Source organism: Mariniphaga sp., from assembly GCF_041687215.1.
Classification (GTDB): Bacteria; Bacteroidota; Bacteroidia; order Bacteroidales; family Prolixibacteraceae; genus Mariniphaga.
Map to the genome: position 1 here is coordinate 1 of NZ_JAWLCI010000022.1, position 16,495 is coordinate 16,495.

Annotated in this window: 16 protein-coding genes; 1 reads left to right on the forward strand and 15 read right to left on the reverse strand. The window is 39.1% G+C overall.

Annotated elements, in window-relative coordinates; genetic code table 11:
• A partial coding sequence (locus ACESMA_RS09605; protein WP_372948586.1) for a response regulator transcription factor occupies positions 1-394 on the forward strand: 394 nt, incomplete at its 5' end.
• A gap of 59 nt (positions 395-453) precedes the next feature.
• Here the strand turns inward: ACESMA_RS09605 and ACESMA_RS09610 are convergent.
• The 15 genes from ACESMA_RS09610 to ACESMA_RS09680 form a co-directional block, all read right to left on the reverse strand.
• Positions 454-2,280 (reverse strand): hypothetical protein, encoded by a 1,827-nt coding sequence (locus ACESMA_RS09610; protein ID WP_372948587.1) that lies wholly within the window; start codon positions 2,278-2,280, stop codon positions 454-456.
• A gap of 193 nt (positions 2,281-2,473) precedes the next feature.
• Positions 2,474-3,430: an MlaD family protein gene (locus ACESMA_RS09615; RefSeq protein ID WP_372948588.1), complete on the reverse strand. Its 957-nt coding sequence runs from the start codon at positions 3,428-3,430 to the stop codon at positions 2,474-2,476.
• Positions 3,431-3,434: 4 nt separating this feature from the next.
• Complete coding sequence (locus ACESMA_RS09620) at positions 3,435-4,214, reverse strand: ABC transporter ATP-binding protein (protein ID WP_372948589.1); 780 nt, start codon at positions 4,212-4,214, stop codon at positions 3,435-3,437.
• A 12-nt stretch (positions 4,215-4,226) separates the two neighbouring features.
• Positions 4,227-5,075 (reverse strand): MlaE family ABC transporter permease, encoded by an 849-nt coding sequence (locus tag ACESMA_RS09625; RefSeq protein WP_372948590.1) that lies wholly within the window; start codon positions 5,073-5,075, stop codon positions 4,227-4,229.
• A gap of 118 nt (positions 5,076-5,193) precedes the next feature.
• Positions 5,194-6,063: an RNA polymerase sigma factor RpoD/SigA gene (locus ACESMA_RS09630; protein WP_372948591.1), complete on the reverse strand. Its 870-nt coding sequence runs from the start codon at positions 6,061-6,063 to the stop codon at positions 5,194-5,196.
• A 10-nt stretch (positions 6,064-6,073) separates the two neighbouring features.
• Positions 6,074-6,463: a hypothetical protein gene (locus ACESMA_RS09635; protein WP_372948592.1), complete on the reverse strand. Its 390-nt coding sequence runs from the start codon at positions 6,461-6,463 to the stop codon at positions 6,074-6,076.
• A 5-nt stretch (positions 6,464-6,468) separates the two neighbouring features.
• Positions 6,469-6,810, reverse strand: a complete 342-nt coding sequence (locus tag ACESMA_RS09640) for a phage holin family protein (protein WP_372948593.1) — start codon at positions 6,808-6,810, stop codon at positions 6,469-6,471.
• 12 nt (positions 6,811-6,822) lie between these two features.
• The gene (locus ACESMA_RS09645) at positions 6,823-7,158 is read right to left on the reverse strand and encodes a hypothetical protein (RefSeq protein WP_372948594.1); all 336 of its coding nucleotides are present in this window, start codon (positions 7,156-7,158) and stop codon (positions 6,823-6,825) included.
• Between the two features lie 145 nt (positions 7,159-7,303).
• Entirely contained in the window at positions 7,304-7,582 is a 279-nt protein-coding gene (locus tag ACESMA_RS09650) for a YtxH domain-containing protein (RefSeq protein ID WP_372948595.1), read from the reverse strand.
• A 109-nt stretch (positions 7,583-7,691) separates the two neighbouring features.
• Positions 7,692-8,552: a M48 family metallopeptidase gene (locus tag ACESMA_RS09655; RefSeq protein WP_372948596.1), complete on the reverse strand. Its 861-nt coding sequence runs from the start codon at positions 8,550-8,552 to the stop codon at positions 7,692-7,694.
• Between the two features lie 20 nt (positions 8,553-8,572).
• Positions 8,573-10,066, reverse strand: coding sequence for a B12-binding domain-containing radical SAM protein (locus tag ACESMA_RS09660; RefSeq protein WP_372948597.1), 1,494 nt, complete (start codon positions 10,064-10,066; stop codon positions 8,573-8,575).
• 430 nt (positions 10,067-10,496) lie between these two features.
• Positions 10,497-10,652, reverse strand: a complete 156-nt coding sequence (locus ACESMA_RS09665; protein ID WP_372948598.1) for a lmo0937 family membrane protein — start codon at positions 10,650-10,652, stop codon at positions 10,497-10,499.
• Positions 10,653-10,939: 287 nt separating this feature from the next.
• The gene (locus tag ACESMA_RS09670; protein WP_372948599.1) at positions 10,940-11,398 is read right to left on the reverse strand and encodes a hypothetical protein; all 459 of its coding nucleotides are present in this window, start codon (positions 11,396-11,398) and stop codon (positions 10,940-10,942) included.
• Positions 11,399-11,498: 100 nt separating this feature from the next.
• Entirely contained in the window at positions 11,499-13,241 is a 1,743-nt protein-coding gene (locus tag ACESMA_RS09675; RefSeq protein ID WP_372948600.1) for an ATP-binding protein, read from the reverse strand.
• 88 nt (positions 13,242-13,329) lie between these two features.
• Entirely contained in the window at positions 13,330-16,449 is a 3,120-nt protein-coding gene (locus tag ACESMA_RS09680) for a PAS domain S-box protein (protein WP_372948601.1), read from the reverse strand.
• Positions 16,450-16,495 lie beyond the last annotated feature (46 nt).

Consider the following 16,495-nt stretch of genomic DNA (forward strand, 5'->3'; position numbering starts at 1 on the left):
CTACAAAACCATTCTTCATCAGGCTGTCACACTGGTTGTGTCGGAGGACGGAAAGATTCAAAAAGTTTTGCATATTCATACCGATGTTTCTTACCTGAACATGCAGGTGGATCATAAAATTTCGTTTGTCAGCAGTAAGCGGCCTTCATTCTATTCCCTGGACACTGACGATAAATTTCAACCGCTGAAAAATAACTGCAAAAAACAGCTTACGGGGCGGGAAACGGAAATCCTGCAAAAAATGGCGCAAGGCAAGGATATTAACACCATTGCATCGGAACTATTTATTTCTCCGCACACCGTAAAAACGCATAAAAAAAATATACTCCGTAAATCGGGTTGTAACAATATTACCGAGGTGGTGGCGCGGTGTGTGCGGGAAGGGGCAATATGAAAAGGATTCACGCCCTCTGCTAAACCTGGTTCATAAACACAATTTGTTTAGCAAGGTCATTATCGGAAAAATACCGGCGCCGGTTTTCCAATTTCAAAATCGCGGAAGCCGAAATCGGTGGTTTGAAAGGAGTTGAGTTTGAAAATATTATTTCCTTTACCGGGAATTACCGGGTAAAACGAAATGGACAGTTGAAAAGCATTCATAACCAGGTTGTCGTTTTTTATTAAAACGCCCAACCCAATTTGCGAATAGAGTTTGCTTTCGCGAAACCCATTTGCTGCATCGCCAAGCATTCCCAGCGAAAAGTTTAGATAGGGGCCAAAATGAAACCCGATAAAATTCCACGGAGCATAAGATTGGGTTTGCGATGTAAGCAACAAACGGCTGGTGCCCGACAATACAGTGCTGTTGAATCCTCTTATCCCGTATTCGTTGTTAATGGTTAAACTGTCGTAACTGGTGCGGTGGATGCCAATAATTGCTTGTGGTTTAATAAACTGCCTGAATTTCCATTGTCCGATTTCAATCAGGTTTGTAAAATAATTTGCACCAACCCTTACAACACCTTGTTCAACCTGCGCCGACCGGAGGAACGTACCCAATTCGATGTTGGAACTCAGGTATCCCCACCGATAATAATTACCTGAAGATAAACGCGCTCCGGCATAGAAACGCCCCAAACTGTTTTTTTCCTGGTAACCGCCCGTGAGGCTAATCACTTTTCCAACCGGAACATCTTCGGTTATTCCAAACTTGAAAATAAACTTGTCTTTTACATACAACCGTGTTGTTACGCCAATGCTGGCGAGGTAAAAATTCTCGTCGCTGTAAAACCGGAGTGTGTCAATGGTTTCAGGTGGTTTTTCGGTAAACCTGATGCGGATAAAACGCGCCGCAGAAATAAACCGGGTGGTGCGGCTGTATTCTGAATTTCCCCCGAAAACCGGCATGGAATTGCCCGCCCAGTAATCCTGCGCATTGTATTTAAAAGGCATGGTGTTGATGGTCCAGATTGAATCTTTGTGCAGGTGTTGCGAAAAATTTACGCCCGCCGCCCACTTGGCCAAAGGAGAAAAAAACGGCCGGTCCACAGCAAAACTTTTTATAAAATTTCCGTATTCATCGGTACCGTATTGCAGGGTGGAGTTGATATAGGTATTACGAATGTTTGGGATAAAATATTTCATTCTGTAAGCAAAGTCGCCGGTTGAATGGTTCCATACAATTCCATTTTGAAACGTGTGCCCCAGGCCAATAAAATTGTTTTCTCTGAGTTTAAAAGTAAGGCGCGAAGCAGAAATGGAACCTCCGGGAATGAGGCTCCAGCTATCAAGTTCGCGGATGAAAATATCAACAGAGTCGGAGTTTTCCGGTGCAACCTGAACGAAAAATGAGACATCGGTAATGTAATTCATGCTGCGCACCAACCGTTCCGATTCTTTAACCAACAGCGAATCGAAGGGTTGATTTTTATGAAACAGTAAAAGGTTACGAATGGTGAAGGGGTATGTTTTAATATGAAATTTATTTCCGGTTTTGGATATAAAGTTGAGCGATGCCGTTATGGTGTCGCCAATGGAATATCCAAACGGGTCGAGTGTAATAATATCGATTTTCCTGATGATTTTTCTTTCAAAAGAGCTGTAGGGTTTCTGTATCAGCCGCTTATTCAATATTTTTTGTGCCGGCGCCGGCGCTACCGGTTTAAAAAACAAGCGGAACATAAATTTGGTAAACCCGCTTCGTTCGGAATAAGTTTCTATGTTCTCGTACAGATGGGTTGAATCTTTTTGGGTTACAGTATCCTGTGCAAATGCGAAATCATTTGTTATCAGTAAAATAAAAAATAAAATTGCTGTTGTTCGAATCCACATTTTTTTCATTCATGAACATCATTTCTATTTCGACTGCAACAACTGTTGTTTTTCAATACTGGCTGGCTCGCGGCCGATGTCTGTTACTCAACTCAAACCCAGGGCGACACTCCCTCCGGTCGTTTTGCCCTGGGCTGAAATAGGTTGGCCTTTCAGGCCAAAGGCAACGCTGGTGGGGTTTTGCTGTTCGTTGACTGCCTTCTCACTTCTTCTCCACCGGCATTACCGTATCTGTTTTCAACTGCAATTCTTCCGCTTCTTTTGCCTCTTCTTTGGCCTGCCGCCTGTAATATCCCCTGAAAAGGAAATTGTGTTTGAGCGCTTCCATATTTTCGTTCAAACCTATGCTGCTTTCTTTCAGGTTAACAATGGTTTCATCAATGTTATTTACCATAACCGTATCTTTGAGCAACAATCCGATAGCTCCCTCGCCATTATTTATTTTTGTCATAATTTCGCCGAGTTCGTTGGAGGCAACTTCAGTTTTTGAGGCAGTTTTTTTCAAGCTCTCCATAAATGCAAACACATTTTCTTTGGTAACTTCTATGGTTTCATCCAACCCTTCAGAACTTTTTTTGAAGTTTTCAATGGTCAGATTCACATTTTCTGCAATGGTTTCATCCGATATCAATCTGCCCAGCATTCCCTGTCCGTTATTAATGTTCGTCATTATTTCGGCAAGTTGCAGTGTAATCACTTCGGCGCTTTCTGCAGTGGTTTTTAAACTTTCCATAATCTCATCGGTTTCAAGCGGTTCTTTCGACAAAATATGTTGTCCGTCTTCTGCCATTGGTGAATTTGTGCTTCCCTGTGTAATAATAATAATCTTGTCGCCAATAATTCCTGATGAACTAATGCTTGCATAACTGTCGGCCTTTATAAACTGTTGCACATCTCTTCTGATAAGCATGTCGATCTGTACGGTTGAATCATTAATAATACTAATGTTATCTACAATGCCAACTTCAATTCCCGAGAACCGGATATTATTCCCGGCTTGCAGGCCGCTGATGTTTCTGAAATTGGTTGTAACTTTAAATACAGGATTAAATAAGTGCTGTTGTTTGCCAATAATGAAAATAGCCATTACAAAAATTGCAATTCCTACAACAATAAAAATTCCTAAACGTGCCTTAAACGGTGGTGTATGATTTTCCATTTTTTTATGTTTTTTGTTTGAAAAAAGATTGAATTACCTCATCGGTTGAATTTTCAAATTCGTCGATGGTGCCTTCCATGTAAACTTCGCCGTTCTGCAACATGATAATTCTGTCGGCAGTGGCGCGGGCACATTCAATATCGTGCGTGATGATGATGGATGAAGTTTTATATTTTTTTTGAACATCATTAATTAATGTGCTGATTCCGTCAGAAGTCACGGGGTCGAGCCCGGTTGTTGGTTCATCGTACAGCATAATCATAGGATCGACAACTATGGTGCGCGCCAGGCTTGCCCGTTTCCGCATTCCGCCCGAAAGTTCTGAGGGCATTTTGTGTAACGTGTCGGCCAGTCCTACATTTTCCAAAACTTCTTCAATTTTTTCGTCCCTTTCTTTTTTAGACAGTTTCTTTTTTATTCTGATCAAAGGAAATTCGAGGTTTTCTTTAATGGTCATGGAATCGTAAAGTGCGCCGCTTTGAAAAAGGAAACCAATTTTTTCCCTCAGTACTGCCAGTTTTTTACTTTTTAGTTTATTTACATTTTCGCCCAATACCGTAATCGTTCCCTGGTCGGAGTTTAGCAAACGGACAATACATTTAATAAGAACTGATTTTCCAGAGCCTGATTTTCCAAGCACCACCAGGTTTTCACCGTCATATAGCTTTAACGATAAGTTTTTTAAAACCATCAGATCGGCAAATCCTTTACTCAGGTTATTGATTTCAATAACCGGTTCAGGTGTTTTTTTACTTTCCGGTTTTACCGTTTCATTTTTTACCATTTCTTATTTTTACTATAAAAGCATATCGGTAACCTGAACAGCAATCAAGTCAACAATTATTACGAGTAGTGAGGCAAGCACCACAGCGGAATTTGCCGCTTTGCCCACGCTTTCTGTTCCGCGCCCTGCGGAATAACCTTTGTAGCACCCCACCAGTCCGATTACTGCGCCAAAAAAGAACGTTTTAATTACGGCAGGTATAAAATCCATAAAATCAACCACCCTGAAAGCCTGGTTGAAAAACAGCACAAAACTTACGCTTCCTTTGATGTTGGCGCCTCCCCAGCTTCCCAAAATTCCAGCCGCATCGGCATATAAAACCAAAATGGGAATCATAAGCGTGGCAGCCAAAACCCTTGTAACCACCAAAAAACGTATGGGATGGGTGGACGAAACTTCCATGGCGTCAATCTGTTCCGACACTTTCATTGAACCCAACTCAGCGCCCATACCCGAACCAATTTTACCGGCACAGATTAATGCGGTAATAACCGGCCCCATTTCCCTGATGATGGATAATGCAACCATTCCGGGAAGCATGGATACGGCGCCAAAATCGGCCAAAACCGGGCGCGATTGGATGGTAAGTACCAGCCCCATTATGAGGCCGGTTACCGAAATAAGCGGTAACGTTTTATACCCGATTTGAAAACACTGGCGCAGGAATTCTTTAAATTCAAAATTCAGGGAAAAGGTTTCTTTTACTGTTTGCCAAAGAAACAAAAAGAACTCGCCTATCCCTAAAAAGAAAACATTGGCTTCCTGCGTTTTTTCATACGTTTTCTCACCAAGCTTAATAACCTGCTTTTTTACATCGGGAAGTTTTCTAACCTGTTTTATTACAGGATCAATAATTTTCACTTTATATTGTTAATTGTTATATCACTTCACAAAGGTTCCTGAATTTAACCAATAATACATTACATAATTCCGAAGAAGAATTACATCATTCACACATTTACAGGCGAAGCCAAAGGGATTAATAACTTATGTATTCTTTTAGCAAACTGTTGCTGTGTGTGCGAGCTTTTAATTTTTCCAGAGCATGCTCCTTAATTTGTTTCACTTTCCCCCGCGATAACCCAAAATCGACCCCGATTTTTTCCAAAGGCTGGGCAACAAAACCGTTTAACCCAAAATAGCGGCGTAAAATATTGGCTTCTCTTATGGACAGGTTAGAAAGTGTACGGTCAATTTCCTGTTGAAGCGATTCGGTAATCAACCCAGTTAGAGGACTATGCGAATCGTCACTCAAAATCAAATCATACCGGTTGTTTTCTTCTTCATCGCCAACAGGTTCATCCATCAGTAAATCAACAGTTATAATAAACAGTACATTTTCCACAGTCTCTGTTTCTATTCCCATTGCTTCAGATAATTCATCAATTGTTGGTTTACGAAAATATTCATGGCCTAACAGATTGGATGTTTTTTTCATTTTATTTTTTAAAATGATTTTATTGGCCGGGAGCCTCACTATTCTTGAATTTTCGTCGAGAGCCTGTGTGATTGATTGACGAATCCACCAAACTGCATAGGAAATAAATTTAAATCCCCGTGTTTTGTCGAAGCGTTTGGCCGCTGTTATCAGCCCCAGGTTTCCTTCATTAATTAAATCAAGTAAACCTAATCCCTGGTTTTTGTATTGGTTTGCAACCGAAATAACAAACCGGAGATTTGCTTTTACAAGTTCTGCAATTGCTTTCCGGTCGCCTTCACTAATCCGCCGGGCAAGTTCATCCTCTTCTTTTGCTGTCAGCAGTTCAACCTGGTTTACCTCGCGCAGATATAAATCCAGCGCTGTGCTTTTGTTATGAATTATTTGGCGGGTTATTTTCAGGTGCCTCATGTAAAAAATATTATTCTGATTTGATTTCCTTTTCCCTTTTGCTTAAAATATTCTGAACCAATGATTTTATCGCGTTTGGGGCATAAACAACCAGGTTTGTTATACCTAATTGTAAAATTAGGCCTAAAAGTTTTCTGGATTTATTGTTTGACCTGCCAATCATTAGCGCTCTTTTGGAAAGAAAACCTGCAACCAGACCCAGGGTAACGTTAAAAATATTATTGAAAAGATAGGGTGAAGAACCAATTTCTTTCATGGAGGTTTTGATGAGATTTGCCGGTTGAAACTTCTCCCAGGTAAGAGAAAAATTTTCCCTCATTTCCTGAAGATGAGCAGATTTTTGCTCCTCCAGCAGATGTATTGCTTCTTTTAATTCGGCAACAGTAGATATATTTTCCATGTTAGTTATAAAAACATTTGTTTAACCAGATAATTGCCAATTTTCTTTTTAATCCACTTATGCATAAAAAAGTGCGCAATCAGCCCCACAATGGCATAAAATGCCGCAATTACAAAAAATCCGTAGAAATTGTTTCCTATAATTTCACCAAGCCAAAAAGCCAGACCCAAATTGAGAAAAAGCAGAAATAAAACAAGAATTAATAAAACAACGGCATGCGGTACCAGGCTGGAAACCACATCTGACGTTTTGTTTAATGTTTTAAGCTTTAACAACTCTATTTCCGCTACGCTGTACCTGAAGGTGCTATCCAGCAGAGATTCAATTAATTTCACGTTGTCATCCATTGTATTCTTGTGTTAAAGTGCTTCATTATCAATGAAATTAATATTCGTTTGCCCCAGGCTTTCGGAAATAAGCGTTAATAGAAAAACGGTTTTTTCACCGGTTGTTAAAATGTACGGTTTTTTTTCCTGAATGGTAAGCAATTCACCCCGGCCCAGAGTAAACGATTTTTCATGGGTATGAAACTTTAATTTTCCCCAAATAACCTGAAGAATCATTTGCTCATTCTCCTGAAATGAGTTAATCTCTGTTCCCTTGTCAAATGCAGTAAGCACAATTTGCTTGTCGGGTCTGTTTAAAAGAACCATTGAATGCAAATCTCCAGTGAGCAAGGTTGGTTTATGTTTCATTTTTTCAATGAGAGTGAGCAAATTGAAGGTGTTCAATGAAGCCATAAACAACTTATTCATTTTTCGCGGAGATTGTGCTTTCAACGATTCTTTTAACATACTCCCTTTTTAACTTTTCAGAACGTTCACAAAATTCGGAACATTCCTAAACCGGAACTGTTTTTGTGTCTTTCAAAGGTTTTTCCGTTTTACTCATTTTTTTTTCGGCAAATTCGGAAACATCATCCTTTACTTTTTCCAGTTTTTCGGTAAATGCATCAAGTAATTCATTAAATGTGTCTTTTACAGCATCTAAATAATCCTCGCCTTTCCGTGTTATTTTTTTACGGGTTTTCGATCCTTTTGCAGGGGCAAATAAAATTCCTGCCAACGCGCCGGTGGCTGCTCCGGCCAGTACGCCCAAAAAAACTTTTCCTGAACTCATATTATTAATTGTTTAAATTGATTAAATAATTTCTACTCACAAAGATCAGCCATCCTGCACCGAAAAGCGTTACATAATTTCGGAAATGATTTACATCATTCACATGTTTTTATTTCGCCTGACTGTAGTATTTCATGGCTTCGGGCATAAATTGTTTCAGCTTTCTTATTCTTGTTTCGTCCGAAGGGTGGGTGCTTAAAAACTCGGGAGGTTTTGCCCCGCCTGCATTCGACATTCTTTCCCAGAAAGGAATTGCTTCCTGAGGATTGTAGCCGGCCATGGCTGCAAATATTAACCCATACTGGTCGGCTTCAGTTTCCTGCTGCCGCGACCAGGGTAAAACTGCACCAACCGTGCTTCCAATGCCATAGGCCTGCATAAACAGATTTTGAGTTTCCTGCGGTTTTTGCGACATGGCAACCTGTAAGGCCATTCCTCCCAACTGCTGTACCATGGCCTGGCTCATTCGTTCGCTGCCATGTTTGGCAATGGCATGTGCAATTTCGTGGCCAACAACAATTGCAAGGGCTGATTCTGACTGCGTTACTGGCAATAAACCGGTGTAAACAACCACTTTTCCGCCGGGCATGCACCAGGCATTAACCGCCGGATCATCTACGGTATTAAACTCCCATTTATATCCTTCAATTACCGATTGCTGTCCCTGGCTATTGTAATATTTGGTAATTGCATTTGAAATACGCGCACCTACGCGGTCAACCATGGCCGCCTCCTTATTATTTGGGCTTAATACCTTGTGTTCAGACAAAAAAGCATCGTATTGGTCGGTGGCCATTAACTGCAATTCCGATTCGGGGACCAAACTCAACTGGTTGCGGCCGGTTACCAGGTTCAAAGCGCATCCTGCCAGCAAAGTGGAAACCAGGATAAGTAACAAGTGTTTTTTAACCTGAAGGCCAATTTTTGTTACCCTGTTTTTACTACTTGTTATTTGTTGAAATGTTTTCATTTTCTTTTTTATTTAAATTATTATCTGCTTTTGTTTCTTAACCCATAAACTGTGCGGAAATGATAACCATACACCGCAAAGGTTATGGCATCAATCATTAATCCGGGCTTCCGGAAGAGTGTCCAAAACAGAAATTTCCAGTACTCACGGCGGCCACTATTGGCAATTCCGATGATGAATACAGATTTAATAAAACCTGCCAGGTAGTTCAATTGTACCTTTCCGTTTCCGGTTTTGGGGCGTTTGTAGTTGTTTAAACACTGGCGTATTCGCTGGTAATAGGGTTTTGGAGAATAAATGCCGGTGATAATTTTTTTATACCCGTCGAGCAGTTCGTTATGGTTCATTTTTGGGATAAAATTCATCGATGCATCTGTGTTATTACCCGATGACTCAACGGTCAGCCGGTTTTCGGCTTCAAGCCGTTTATAGAGCTTTGTGTTTTTGGGAGCATTTAGCAGGCCAACCATTGCAGATACAATTCCACTTTGCTGAATAAAATCAATCTGCCGCTGAAAAATGGAAGGGGTGTCGCTGTCGAAACCGACAATAAAACCTCCGGATACCTGCATGCCCGCATGTTGTATTTTTTTCACACTTTGCAGCAGGTCTCTGTTTTTATTCTGAATTTTGTGACATTCCTGAAGTGATTTCTCTTCGGGTGTTTCTATGCCGACAAATGTGGAAGTAAAACCGGTTTCCACCATCATTTGCATCAATTCCTCATCGTCGGCAAGATTTATAGACGTTTCCGTATTGAATTTGAACGGGTAATTATGGCTTTGCATCCAGCTTTTCATGGCCGGAAGCAGGTTGTTCTTTATTTCATTTTTGTTCCCGATAAAATTATCATCAACAATCAGTACCGGGCCCCGCCAGTTTAAGTTGTATAGCGCCTCGAGTTCTTCAATAACCTGCTGCGGCGTTTTCATTCTTACTTTGTGCCCCAAAAGGGCAGTAATTTCGCAAAAATCGCAGGAATACGGGCAACCCCTCGAAACCTGGACATTCATAAAAGCATAGTCTTTAGCTGATAATAAATGGTAGTCGGGGGTTGGAGTTGTTGTTATATCGGCATATTCGCTGGTCTGGTAAATACGTTGAGGCGTTTTCCCCGATTCCAGATCATGAATGAACAGGGGCAGTGTAATTTCTGCTTCGTTCAGCACAAAATGATCTATCTGGAAATAATTGTTGTACTCCTGGGTAAAAAGCGGACCGCCGGCCACAATTTTAACCTTGTTTTTCAGGCACTCTTCCAGAATTTTATTTACCGATTCTTTCTGAATATACATCGAGCTGATAAAAACATAATCGGCCCAGGCGATATCGCTGGTTCGAAGCGATGTAACATTCAGGTCAACAAGTTTTTTATTCCAGGTTGAAGGCAGCATAGCCGAAACAGTAACCAAACCCAGGGGGGGAACTGCGGCTTTTTTTGAAATAAATCGCAACACATGTGTGAAACTCCAGAATGAATCAGGATATTTAGGATATACCAGCAATATATTCATAGTATCTGCTTTTTGCGTTAATGCTCAGGAAAGATAAAAAATGAAGGCTGGATGTTTGTTATACAATTCCTGAATAATATTACATAATTCACACTTTTAACCCGAATAATCCAAGAATTATTTCTGTCTCCGACAGCGACTAAGATTACGTTAAAACTTTTTTCAAAAGTTTAACTTCATCTAAGTCGGGATTAACCTGCATTTCATTCATTACATACAAAATTTATGAATAATGCAGGTTAAAATGATATTCGATTTCGTTCAAAAAAAAATGTGGGCACAAGGCCCACATTTTAAAAACCAAACTAAACCAAACCAAATTATGAACAACTATGGACATCACATGATGTCCAAAACCCCTGTCATTTTTAGTTTCCAGAGTTTTAGCCCGAACTTTATTCATATTTTTAAAATTTATGAATAGTTCAGATTAAAAGATTCTTCTTCCCTGTAAAAGTTTAATTATAATTGCAATAACTGCAATTACCAACAGAACGTGTATAATTCCACCTGCACTGTACCCTATAAATCCAACTGCCCATGCAATTATCAGAATTACTGCGATGATGTAAAGTAAATTTCCCATGACTTTAATTTTTAATAGTTACTTATTTATAATTATTTGGAATATTATTTGCCACACAAACTTTTTTTATTTTAAAAGATTGCTTTTAATTTAATACCTGATAAATGACCCATTTCACTGATTTAAAGTGTACAACATCTTCTTTCAAACAAAAACCACAAGGGAACTTTATTTGAACCTTCCAGACTTTTGCCGTTATCCTGAGTTTTGGATCGTTGGCAATGCCGTGAAAAAATATTGACCTGGGCCTCATCATCAGAATCATTTTTTTAAATTATTCTGTTTTATTATTTGTTACTAACTGTGAAATCGGAAAATGCTTTTCCCAACTCATCCATATCGCGTTTAAACTCCAGCTTAAATGCTTTCCACTGGTCTGGTTCTCCTTCTTTATATTCAGCCAGTTTAATTTTAAGTTCGTTGTTTCTTTCTTCCAATTCAACCAGCTTTTTCTCATAAAGAACTTTGTTTTCCTTGCTTGCACCCACAGTGCTTAATTTTAACCCGGCTATGGTTTTTTCATTCGTTTTGATTTGATTTTGAAAATCTGATTTGAATTGCTCAAATTCACTGATTGAATCCTGGCGTGCCAGGGTCAAATCGATTTTTGCATCTATAACAGCCTCTTTTTTATCCTGCAAATTATCTTCGGCATTTTCAATTTTCTGCGACTGTGAATTGCAACTTGTAAAAAGAAGTCCGGCAATAAAAACTGTTGCAGCCAGTTTGAATACTATTTTTTTCATTATTTAATTTATTAATGGTGCAATTAATTTATTGCACGTTCAAAGGTATTTCTCTTTAGCGCCTAAACTGTTACATAACTTTGAGAATGATTTACATCATTCACACATTTTTAAGTTCAGGCAATACTGAAAAATATTTGTTTATCAATTTTCTTAAATGAACTCTGTCTATTGGTTTAGAAATGTAGTCGGTACAACCAGCCGCTATTGACTTTTCCCTGTCGCCGGTTAATGCATAGGCAGTTTGGGAAATTATTATCACTTCTTTATTAAATTCCCTGATTTCCCGGGTGGCTTCATAACCGTCCATTTCCGGCATATTAATGTCCATCAGCACTAAATCAATGTCGGGATTTTTCCGGCAAGCTTCAACCGCTTCTACTCCTGAAGTTGTTTTTATAATTGTTTTGGCAAGTCCTTCTACTATTTTAATTAAAAGGATTTCCGAAGTTTTATCATCTTCAACAATTAAAATTTTAAGTTTTCTGGTTTCATTTTTTGTTGATTGAGCGGGTGAAACAACCTGACTAACATGCTTCGTTTCCTTTACCGGATGGGCTGGAATAGTAAAAAAGAAAGTGGCGCCCGGCGGATTGCCATTATTCGCTGCATTGTTTTCCACCCATATTTTTCCTCCCAGCATTTCAACATAAGCTTTCGATATGGATAATCCAAGTCCGGCCCCTTCGTAGCTGCGGTTTAAAGCTTCTCTGCCCTGTCTGAACCGTTCAAAAATTATTTTTTTCTGTTCTTCAGCAATTCCCGGGCCAGTGTCTTTTACATAAAATTCTAAAAATCCGTCTTTTTTTAAGTACCCTAATTCTATTGAGCCTGTTTGTGTAAACTTTAGCGCATTTTTAACCAGGTTTGTGAGCACTGCATATACCTTTTCGCTGTCTGTTTTTATTTCCGCTTCTTTCTGAGGAAGTCCGTTTTTAAAAGAAAGGTGCAATTTCTTCTGTTCAGCTTCCAGTCTGAAAAAGTGATAAATATACTCCAACTGTTCGTTTACATTGGTATATGAAACAGTTACTTCAATTTGCTGCGCTTCTATTTTCGAGATGCTGATTATGTCGTTTATGATACTGAGCATTCGGGCGCCGCTTTTTTCAATAATGCCAATATAGTTTTGCTGCTCTTCACTTTTTAGCTTTAATGTTTTAAGCAGCTCGGTAAAACCCAGAATGCCATTCATGGGCGTTCTGATTTCGTGGCTCATGTTGGCCAGAAAAGCCGATTTTAACCTGTCCCCTTCTTCCGCTTTTTCTTTAGCTTTTATCAATTCGTTCTCGGCTTGTTTTCGCTTTGTAATGTCAACCAGGGTTACCAGGCACTTTTTCCCATTATTACTGATTATTCCGTTAACGAGTAGGTATTTTATTGAATCGTCGCCTGCTGCCAGTTTAACCTCGCAGGTTTCTTTTAATTTGGTTTTGAATATTTTTTGCAGAAAACGATTATATATGGCTCTTGTATCCAGGGTTACGAAAAAACCAAAACTGCTTTTTATCAGGTGCGAACGCTCTTTTCCCAACATACGTTCTGCACTAAAATTCAAATCTGTAATTTCACCTTCCTTTGTAAGCGTTAAATATCCTGAGGGGGCAAAATCATACAACTCAGTATATTTTTTTTCTGCATGTTCTGCCTTTTCCTTTGCCCGTTTAAGTTCTTCGTTTTGCATTTCCAGTTCCACCTGATATACTTCAAGCTCGTAAATAAGTTTTAACGTATCTGATTCGGAAACGGACGTTTCTGAACCTTCCTTTTTTTTGCTTAGCAACAATTCTGCAGCCTGACGCAGCTTATCGGATTTGTTTCCTGTTTGTTTTTGTTTATTCATAACTGAAATATTTTATCGTTTTTTTTGAGCCTTTTAAATTCTGCCATTCTGTTATCGTTCATTGTTTCTGGTATAATTGTATTCGCTTTTACAGGTGATGGGGTAGGGTAAAAAAGAATGTTGCACCTGAAGCATTTACATCCCTTTCGGCATTGTTTTCCACCCAAATTTTTCCACCCAGCATTTCAACATAGGCTTTGGAAATGGATAACCCCAGGCCTGCTCCCTCGTAGTTCCGGTTTAATGCTTCGCTTCCTTGCCTGAATCGTTCAAAAATGATTTCTTTCTGTTTTTCGGGAATTCCGGAACCGCTGTCTTTTACATAAAATTCTAAAAATCCGTCATTTTTAATGTAGCCCAATTCAATAAATCCGGTTTGCGTAAACTTAATAGCATTTTTAACCAAATTTGTGAGTACTGAAGACACCTTTTCGGTATCGGTCTTTATTGTTGAGTCTTCTTTAGGCAGTCCGTTTTTTAAAGCGAAATGCAGTTTTTTTTGTTTGGCTTCCACTTTAAAAAAACGATATATATATTCCAACTTCTCGTTTATATTCGTATCAGAACTTTTAATTTCAACCTGATGCGACTCAATTTTGGAGATACTTACAATATCATTTATAATATTGAGCATTCGGGCGCCGCTTTTTTCAATCATTTTAATGTATTCCTGCTTATCATCACTGCTCAACCCATGATTTTTAAGTAACCCGGTGAACCCGAGGATACCATTCATTGGAGTTCTTATTTCATGACTCATGTTGGCCAGAAAAGCTGATTTTAGCCGGTCGTTCTCTTCGGCTTTTTCCTTCGCAGCAAACAGTTCCTTTTCGGCAAGTTTACGGTCAGTAATGTCGCGGTCAATTCCAATGGTGTATGACTTTCCCTGCCAAGTGATTGGCATGCCCACGTACTCAATAATATTTTCCTTTCCGTCCGGTCGAATCCAGGAGTATGATCCATGATATTCTTTTCCACCAATTATGGAATTCAGTCGGTTTTCATTTGCTTTATCGTCAAGCGAAATTTGCAAATCTATTGTTCTGCCCATCCGGAGCAGTTCATCGCGACTTCGGCCAGCCATGGCAGCGTAACGGTCATTGCATTCAACGAGTATTCTCTTTAGGGGATCAGTATCGTCGGTGTAAATACTTATACCGTCGAAAACATTCTCGAATACCATTTTAAATTTTTCTTCGCTTTTTTTAAGCTCGGTTTCTGTACGTTTCCGTTCGGTTATATCGCTTGAAATGCCTATGATTCCTGTTAATTTTCCATTTGAGTTAAGCATGGGCGTGTCGGTTACAAATGCCGGAAAATTACTTCCGTCTTTTCTTTTTACAAGAAATTCACCGGCCCATGTTTTTCCTGCGCTTAATTTTTGCATGATGTCAACCGCCTGCTCATTTGTTTGCTGAGCAGGTGTTAAATGGATTATATTTTGTCCGATTGCTTCAGCCGAAGTCCACCCGTATATTTTTTCCGCTGCATTATTCCAGTAAATTACTTTGCCCGCCAGGTCAGTTGCCATAACAGCCTGTCCTACATTATTAATCAGTTCGGCCTGAAATTTTATTTCGTTTTGTATGTTTGTACGTTCAGTAGTGTCTCTGATAGTACATTGGATTACCTTAATATTATTAGCCAAATAAACATTACTAACGAATTCAACGTGAATTTCACGGCCATCAGAAGTTACAAGCGGTAAATCATCATAGCGTATATATTCTTTTTGCTGCAATTCCAGGAATTTATCTTTGTTTTCATATATATCATGAAAAGTACCTAATTCCCAAATTGATTTTTCAATGAATTGATTTTTTGAATAACCCAGCAAATCAATTAAAAACGGGTTCACATCAACAATTTTACCGGTTTCGGCATCGAGAATAAGAATCCCGTCTTTTGCCGATTCAAACAAGCGACGATAGCGGGTTTCCAAAAGGATTAACGCGTCTTCTGTGCGCTTGCGAGTTGTTATATCCTGCGAGATTGTGGCAATAATGTTTTTCCCTTCCTCGTCCAAAATTCGCGATGAATTCCACAAAACTGTTTTGATGGTGTTGTCTTTTGTTAGAATATCTATTTCAGCTACTTCCAGTTTGTCGTCGAGGTGATTTTTCAGCAATTCAAGTGTTGTTTCAATCTTATCCTTTGGAAAAAGAAAATCAATTTTTTTATCGATAACCTCAGCCAAACTATAACCACTCAGAAGTTCAAATTGGCGGTTGAAACGTTTTATAAGCATGGAGGTGTCCCATACAATAATTGGCGTATGCAAATGGTTCAGGAGAATGTTTAAAAATTCACTTGTTGCACGATGTGTTTCTTTTAAGGAATCTTCTTTGCCTTTTCGTTCAGTAATGTCCTCGATGGCCAAAAGAATAATTTGTTCTTTTCCAAATGCCCGTTTTACCTGCCTTGCATTTAAAAGCATTACCCGTTTACCAATGGTAGAAAAGTTGTGCTCCACCTCGTAGTTATCAAAGGAATTTTTTTCAGGAATGATTTCCTCCAGCAATTCTTTCAATTTTGGAATATTCCACTGGTGATTTCCCAATTCGTAGATAAGTTTCCCGATTGTTTCTTCGGCAGTTACTTTAAAAAATTTATAGAAAGAATGGCTGGCTTTTATTACCCTTAAATTTTTATCAATGGCAAGTAAAGGTTCACGCACTGTGTCAATTATATTCTCGGTAAATTCACTGATTTCATCTGCAGATTTTTTAATCTCGGCAAGTTCTTTTCCGGTTTCTGCGAGAATTGCTTCCGTTTCTTTTCTTGTTGTAATATCGCGTATTAAGCATTGAATAACCTTTTTGTCGTTTACTAAATATACGTTGCTTACAAACTCAACATGAATTCTGCGCCCGTCCGAAGTTTCCAATGGTAAATCTTCATACCTCACATATTCACTTTGCTGCAATTCCAGGAATTTCTCTTTGTTTTCAATAATATCCTGAAAAGCGCCAATTTCCCAGATTGTTTTTTCAATAAATTCATTTTTTGAATAGCCCAGCAAATCAATTAAAAACGGGTTCACGTCAACAATCTTTCCGGTTTCGGCATCGAGAATAAGAATCCCGTCTTTCGCCGATTCAAACAAGCGGCGATAACGAATCTCAGAAGCATATAATTCCATTCGCAAGATTGATTTCTTTTTCTTTGGCTTTTCGTCCTGAAAGTCTGTAAATATTGACTTACTCATGTTGATTTAAAGTATTGGCAGCGCCTGTTTGGTTAGCGCTGCAATT

Excerpts from the sequence above, each read along its gene's own strand:
- ACESMA_RS09680 (WP_372948601.1), bottom strand. The coding sequence starts at position 16,449 with ATGAGTAAGTCAATATTTACAGACTTTCAGGACGAAAAGCCAAAGAAA.
- ACESMA_RS09640 (WP_372948593.1), bottom strand. The coding sequence starts at position 6,810 with ATGGATGACAACGTGAAATTAATTGAATCTCTGCTGGATAGCACCTTC.
- ACESMA_RS09645 (WP_372948594.1), bottom strand. The coding sequence starts at position 7,158 with ATGAAACATAAACCAACCTTGCTCACTGGAGATTTGCATTCAATGGTT.
- ACESMA_RS09655 (WP_372948596.1), bottom strand. The coding sequence starts at position 8,552 with ATGAAAACATTTCAACAAATAACAAGTAGTAAAAACAGGGTAACAAAA.
- ACESMA_RS09615 (WP_372948588.1), bottom strand. The coding sequence starts at position 3,430 with ATGGAAAATCATACACCACCGTTTAAGGCACGTTTAGGAATTTTTATT.
- ACESMA_RS09660 (WP_372948597.1), bottom strand. The coding sequence starts at position 10,066 with ATGAATATATTGCTGGTATATCCTAAATATCCTGATTCATTCTGGAGT.
- ACESMA_RS09635 (WP_372948592.1), bottom strand. The coding sequence starts at position 6,463 with ATGGAAAATATATCTACTGTTGCCGAATTAAAAGAAGCAATACATCTG.
- ACESMA_RS09665 (WP_372948598.1), bottom strand. The coding sequence starts at position 10,652 with ATGGGAAATTTACTTTACATCATCGCAGTAATTCTGATAATTGCATGG.
- ACESMA_RS09670 (WP_372948599.1), bottom strand. The coding sequence starts at position 11,398 with ATGAAAAAAATAGTATTCAAACTGGCTGCAACAGTTTTTATTGCCGGA.
- ACESMA_RS09620 (WP_372948589.1), bottom strand. The coding sequence starts at position 4,214 with ATGGTAAAAAATGAAACGGTAAAACCGGAAAGTAAAAAAACACCTGAA.
- ACESMA_RS09675 (WP_372948600.1), bottom strand. The coding sequence starts at position 13,241 with ATGAATAAACAAAAACAAACAGGAAACAAATCCGATAAGCTGCGTCAG.
- ACESMA_RS09650 (WP_372948595.1), bottom strand. The coding sequence starts at position 7,582 with ATGAGTTCAGGAAAAGTTTTTTTGGGCGTACTGGCCGGAGCAGCCACC.
- ACESMA_RS09630 (WP_372948591.1), bottom strand. The coding sequence starts at position 6,063 with ATGAGGCACCTGAAAATAACCCGCCAAATAATTCATAACAAAAGCACA.
- ACESMA_RS09610 (WP_372948587.1), bottom strand. The coding sequence starts at position 2,280 with ATGAAAAAAATGTGGATTCGAACAACAGCAATTTTATTTTTTATTTTA.